We start from the raw sequence: 6,301 nt of genomic DNA on the forward strand, positions 1-6,301 counted from the left end.
GCATTCGATGCTGCTATCGCTGCAGCAAACGATGCTAAAGCAAATGCAACAACACAAAAACAAGTAGATGATGCTGTAGTTGCTCTGAACGATGCAGCAACCACTTACAACAGTGCAAAAAAAGCTGGAACTCAAGCTCCTGCAGTTGACAAAACGGCACTCGACACAGCTGTAAGCAATGCAAATACTGCGCAAACTGGCGTTAAAGTGAGCGTAGATGGTACAGATGTACCAGCTGCTGAACAGTGGGTAACACAAGCAGTTCAAACAGCATTCGATGCTGCTATCGCTGCAGCAAACGATGCTAAAGCAAATGCAACAACACAAAAACAAGTAGATGATGCTGTAGTTGCTCTGAACGATGCAGTAACCACTTACAACAGTGCAAAAAAAGCTGGAACCCTTTAATAAAATCACGAAACGTTACTTCATAAACTCATTAACTGAGTGAAAGAAGTGGAGAACGACCCCTAGACAACTTTCATAGCGGTCTAGGGGTTTTCTCTAACTATCTTGTCAAATAGATTGGTGCAACTCCAATCCATGAGAACAGCCTATGACTCATGTGCCTAATCCTCCTGCACGGAAAACAGTCCTATACCAACTGCTCCCGTGAAGTCAGGTGAAGTCGTACTTGCGTGAGGCAAGGCGGGGCTCCTTAAAAGTTGGCTATGGTCAGGAGACGAATCCATGGTGACCCAATACGAGATAACTGGTGCCAGGTAATGAAGCGCTAGGGGTTTGGTAACAGTCGATGTACGCGAGATCGTACAGTCGAAACAGGAACAATTCAGGCTGTTAAACCTGTTTTTCTCGGATTGTATAGTGGGGACCTAAGGTCAGCAAACCAAGGGATAGACAAGGTGGAACGTTTGAAGTCTTATCAGAAGAGGTGGGTTAGCACCAGTGAAGCTGATAAGATGGCAGCGGGTTCATAGTAGTGTCGATGGCTTGCCGTTTGAACCCGTAGTGGTAACACAGGCGGGGAGGAGAAAACTGGCCGGAGCGAAGGAACCCAGTCAGCGGATAAGAAGGATAAGAGAACTTACAATGGGCGTTGTAGTTTCTCAAATCTACAAGTTAACAATTTCCAAAAAGGATTGCAGAGAGATACATTCTGCAGTCCTTTTTGGCGTTTGATCATGCTTAAGACCGTGCTATGACGATTAGGTTTGTGAGAATTTTGTGAGATACATTTGTTAGGATGAAGATGCCCATTGTAAGACGTAACATTTCCTTCTTCGTTGATGGAACGCCGTATGCGATGAAAGTCGCCCGTACGGTGTAGGCTCGTTATAACCCTAAAATTCAAACGGGATAAGACGAGAATAGCGAGATTTTGTGGAAGGCGAAGGAAGTAGTAAAAGGTATAGCACCGACCGGTGGTAGAGAAGAGACGAATCAGCTGGAAATTTTAACAGGTGCAAATAAAGACGGAAGGATTAAGGTATTATTTGATGATGGTCAGATTCGAAAAGACATTGTTCAATCGGTGAAAATGAATGACAGTGCTTCAGCGATCTTTTTCCAGCTATATGATGCGATTTATCAAGAATTAAAAGCAGATTATAATATTACAGGAAGTGGAACGTCTATTTATATTAATGAACCGACTCAAGAGGCAGACAAAGATATTACCATCACGTTAGAAGATCTAGACGCGACAGGTGTCACTGGAGTAGGCTCAGAATGGAACAAAGGAGTCGCTGGTACGGGAGGAGTAGCTGAGGTAAATGAACTTGAAATTACTGAGGCTGGTTCTGGAGCGATGGATGTGCGCGTTAACTTTACCGAGGGATCTTTCTTTTTAAATGAGACTGTTACTGTTACCCTACAAGGTACAGAAACACCTTCTGAAGTTGCAGACAAAATTGCCTCTGCTTTTCATGCACTCAATGATGGCAAAGGGATATTCCGCCAAAATATCACTGTTTCTGGGGCGAGCGTAATATTTACGTCTACAAAAACATTAGCTGACCAAAATATAACCATCTCGTTGACGCGTAATTAGTATTTAGTAAGAAATTGTGATAACCGTTTTTTAATTTACTCAAAAAGAGTTAGAAATGAAGTTTAACCAAAATTTTCAAAAACAAGGCTTAATACGGGGCTTATCATATCTGTCGGTGGATTTCGTATTTACCCCAAAAGAGTCTGTCTCGCAGAGGCAGACTCTTTTTACATGACCTTCTTGCGTTATTTTCATTCTAAAAAGCAATAGTTATAATGAAAAGTCGCTTTGATAGCGGCAAAGAGAAAGACGCCACTACATAAACTGCCTCCCTAGCTAAGCGTAAAGACATAGATGGGGAGGCCAGTACCTACAAATTATTTATAATGAAAGTGACTATTTCAATCTAAAACTTTCCAATCAACGTACTAATCTCTCTCTCATACCCATATCGCTTGAAAAACTCAATCAATGCCACCGCAAATATATCTCGCTGGCTAATATTTTTTTCCTTGCTGTATTCACGCACCATTTGATCAAGTGTATTTGTCATATGAACAGACTTCGTAACGAAAACACCAGGTACGGCATATCGAGGAACTTTTCCTGATTCCGAGCCAGGGACGACCAGATCGATTAAACGGCCTCTGTTGCGTTCCAAAAGCTCGAGTAGGGAAAGATACTGATCCATCTGGCTCGAACCCGTAAGGCCGGTTCTAGCCCCTACAAAAGGCTCCTCTAGTTCTTCCAGTGGATTTTCATTAGAGAAATTCGTTACTGCTTCGTTCTGAACCATTTCCTTATCAGCCAGTCTTCCATATTCCTTCACATAGTTCTTCGTATCAGAACACCACTTGTATCCTTTTGCCTTCATATATGTTGCAAGCTCTCGATGATCCTGAAAGCCCATACGTTTGGCAATCGTCTTAGAATCTGCTCCTGCTTTCTGAAAGAGCGAGAGAATCGTCGACTCCATTGAAGACTTAATTAAATCATTGCTTGGGTCCCACTTCTCGGTAACTGTATGTATAGGTACATAGGCTTGTTTATAACGATCCCACATAAAGTTCTTGCGGCGCATGTATATATCTAACGTCTTGTAATTCTTATGTCCTAGTTCCTGTGCTATCTCATCTCTCGTTTTTCCCTCAACCATGCCTCGCAATATCTCATTAACTCGCTCGTCATAGATTGGCCTTTTCTCTGTCCGTATATCCACTCTCTACACTCCTACATATCTCTCTTTTAAAGTGTTTGGATATTTTATACACTCACCTACAAATGACTGATCGCATCGCGTAGCTGATCTAAATTGGTGTGAGTATAAATACTGGTTACGTTCAAAGATGAATGTCCTAGAAGTTTTTGTATTTGTACCAGATTAACATCCTTTTTGACTAGCTGGCTTGCGAAGCTGTGACGGAGGATATGGGCAGTCACTTTCTTGCTCCACCCTAATCGTTTGACAGCTTCCGTAATTTCACGGTTAACGTAAACCGGCGACAGCTTCCCGGTTTTTTTAGTGCAAAAGAACCGATTAGAATCTGAATCAGGTCGATGATGTAGTACGTATTCTCTCAGCATGGGTAGTAAACGGGGAGAGATGGGAATAAATCGATCTTTGTTTCCCTTACCTGCCACTACGTGAATCACCTGCTGGTCCCATTTTACATCATGTATTGTGAGGTTCAGGCATTCTGATATGCGCATACCAGTCAAGAAGAGAACCATGACCACTAGTTTTATTAGTGAGTGATTGACTGCATTTACTAGATCGTTTACCTCATCTTCTTCTAGGTATGTTCTTTCTTTTTGTTGTATTTTTATTTTCTCAACGGACAACGCAATATTCCGAGGAACCCACTCCTTTTTATGCGCATATGCAAAGAATGAGCGAAACGTATGAAGGTTGCGCTGTCTGCTGGCAGGAGCATAGGATCGCTCTGATTTGAGATATAAAAGAAAGTCCTCGATATCCGTAACTGTTACTTCATCGACATATGGTTCACAGTTGTATTTACTTTCCAAAAAACGGGTAAAGTAGGTAAGGTCCTTTTTATATCCCGTTATTGTTTGTTCACTCCGGCCAATAGAGAACAAGTATTGCAAGAATAGAACTATAGCTTGAGTTAACACCATTTGTTTCGAAACACCACCATGAATGCCAGTGTACGTAAGCAGAAAGAATAAATTCAAAATAAGGGGAACACGATTAGTATAACCGTTATTTGGATATTTACATACAGTGAAACGAAAGTGTTATGTGATTATAAAAGTTATAAGTATTCAGTAAATGTAAATGTAAATGAAAGGGACTAGCGCATGATAGCGATAGTCCCTTCCACCATTTGCAACAGTTTACAAATTTTTAGGGACGGTCAGAAAAAGACCCCGTACACATTTCTGCGTATGGGGCACTCTTTCCACTTCCATTGCTCTTTTCGCTGAGCTTATGAAGTAATGTTTCGATTACTGAGTAACAACGATGTTAGCTGGAACGGACAGAACGTTTCCTGCAGCATCTTTCACATCAATTGTCTCCAATGCTTTCAAAGAGAGGCCTTTAGCGATTTTGTCTGCATCAACTGCTGCAATTGTTACTTTAACAGTAGTTTTAGCATCAGCGCCAACGCCAGCATCTACATTGTTAGCAGGTGTTTGTGCTTGACCACCAATCAAAACTTCGAAGTCTTCACCGGTAGTATCCAAAACAGCTTCAGAGAAAGTCAAAGTGATTTCTGTTGTTCCAGTCAGCTTAGCAGAAGTTACAACTGGGGCAACGTTCTCATTAAGCGATGTTCCGTTAGTGAGGTATGGCTCCATCACTTTAGCAGAACCAAGAGCTTTCACATCAGAGATGTTGATGTTGCGTTTACCAGTGAATTCGTTAGAACCTGCTTTCAGATTCAGAACTGCAACTTGTGTAGTTACACCATTAGCAGTTTCAGCTGGCAGCAATGTTACGGATTCAACAACAGCGCCGTCAATTTTGTAGTTAGCTGCATTCGTAGCAGAAGCTCCGTCTACTGCTTGGTCAAAAGTAACTTTTACTTTGTTGTTGTCAGTACCTTGCTCAACAGCTGTTACTTTCACAACTGCATCACTAGCTGGCACACCATCTTTACCACGAGTGAATGTAGATTTAGCTTTTTCAACATCTACACCTGCAGCACTAGTCACACCAGTGAACGTCAGGTCGAGATTGTAAGTAGCACCCTCAACATCAGTATCAGTTCCCAAGAAAGTATCGAGATTTACACGAACTACTTTCTTATTAGTTGCATCTTGTTTTACTTCTGCTTCAGCACCAGTAATAGCATTGGTGATATGGTCTTTAACAAAAGAACCAGCACCAACTACTTTTGCACCAGTAGCAAGTGTAACATCTTTATCGAACGTCAATTCAAGATATTGCTTGCTATCAGTAGCATCAACCACTACATTAGAAGAAGCAACTTTTGGTGCAGCTGCATCTTTCGTGAACACTACAACTTTGCTAGTTTCCACACCATTTTCACCGCTGAGGTCTTGGAATCCAGAAACTACAACAGTTTGAGCACCGTCAAGTACAGCAGGAGCCGTTACATGATAAAGAGTAGGATCAGTAGTATCTTTCACTACTTTATCAGCAGCAATTGTATCTGTGCCAACTTTAATTGTAGTTGGGTTCTGAGCGAGTTGCTCGGAGAACTTAACAGTAAATGTAGTTGCACCAGTTTGAGCGATAGTAGAAACTGTTGGAGCAACGCCGTCCAATGCGCCTTTAACCATTGTTACAGTTGCAGGGTTAGGAGTGAGCAGGTTGCTCGCAGTGTCTTGCGTACCGATCAATGTCGCAATTACTGTTTTACCAGCAGCGATATCACCAGTCATAGTGAAAGTCACTTTGTCAGTTGTAGTAGTGAAGTTATGGTTAATACCAGCTGTAACTGGAGTACCATCAGCATATTTGTATGTTACAGTACCGATTGCACTAATTGGTTCAGAGAATGTAACAGTGAATGTGCTAGCGGAATCTTTTACAGTGGAAACGATTGTTGGAGCGGTGGTGTCACCAGCGAAAGTTACAACATCGTCATATTTAACAAAAGTAGAACCATCTTTCGCTTTGAGGTTCTGGATAACTACGTTATAGCGTTTGGAAACTGCATTAGTAGTAGTAACAGTTAATGTTTTTCCATCTACGCTCAGTTGACCTTTCAATGCACCAGCAGCATCAGCAGCAGCATCGATAGCTTTGAAAGCTACTACGTTATCTACGAATTCGCCATCTTTACCATTTTTGAACAAAGATACAGCATCTGCTTCTTTGTTGAATTTAACTTCAACAGTTGTACCGTTAATAGCACT

5 protein-coding genes are annotated in these 6,301 nt (G+C 41.6%); 2 read left to right on the forward strand and 3 right to left on the reverse strand.

All coding sequences use genetic code 11. The annotated features are described in order from the left end of the window. Positions 1-408 (forward strand): hypothetical protein (locus ACFVS2_RS34510; protein WP_390241204.1); only part of this gene is annotated, 408 nt, incomplete at its 5' end. A 931-nt stretch (positions 409-1,339) separates the two neighbouring features. Next, positions 1,340-2,011 carry a hypothetical protein gene (locus ACFVS2_RS34515; protein ID WP_390241207.1) on the forward strand — a complete coding sequence of 224 codons (672 nt, stop codon included), beginning with the start codon at positions 1,340-1,342 and terminating at the stop codon, positions 2,009-2,011. 346 nt (positions 2,012-2,357) lie between these two features. Here ACFVS2_RS34515 and ACFVS2_RS34520 read toward each other — a convergent pair whose 3' ends face one another. The 3 genes from ACFVS2_RS34520 to ACFVS2_RS34530 all read right to left on the reverse strand — a co-directional run bounded on the left by ACFVS2_RS34520 (position 2,358) and on the right by ACFVS2_RS34530 (position 6,295). Continuing rightward, positions 2,358-3,170, reverse strand: a complete 813-nt coding sequence (locus tag ACFVS2_RS34520) for a hypothetical protein (protein ID WP_390241210.1) — start codon at positions 3,168-3,170, stop codon at positions 2,358-2,360. A gap of 56 nt (positions 3,171-3,226) precedes the next feature. Then, entirely contained in the window at positions 3,227-4,090 is an 864-nt protein-coding gene (locus ACFVS2_RS34525) for a tyrosine-type recombinase/integrase (protein ID WP_390241212.1), read from the reverse strand. Between the two features lie 330 nt (positions 4,091-4,420). Beyond that, complete coding sequence (locus tag ACFVS2_RS34530; protein ID WP_390241214.1) at positions 4,421-6,295, reverse strand: hypothetical protein; 1,875 nt, start codon at positions 6,293-6,295, stop codon at positions 4,421-4,423. Positions 6,296-6,301 lie beyond the last annotated feature (6 nt).

It is taken from the genome of Brevibacillus sp. NPDC058079 (assembly GCF_042885155.1).
Classification (GTDB): Bacteria; Bacillota; Bacilli; order Brevibacillales; family Brevibacillaceae; genus Brevibacillus.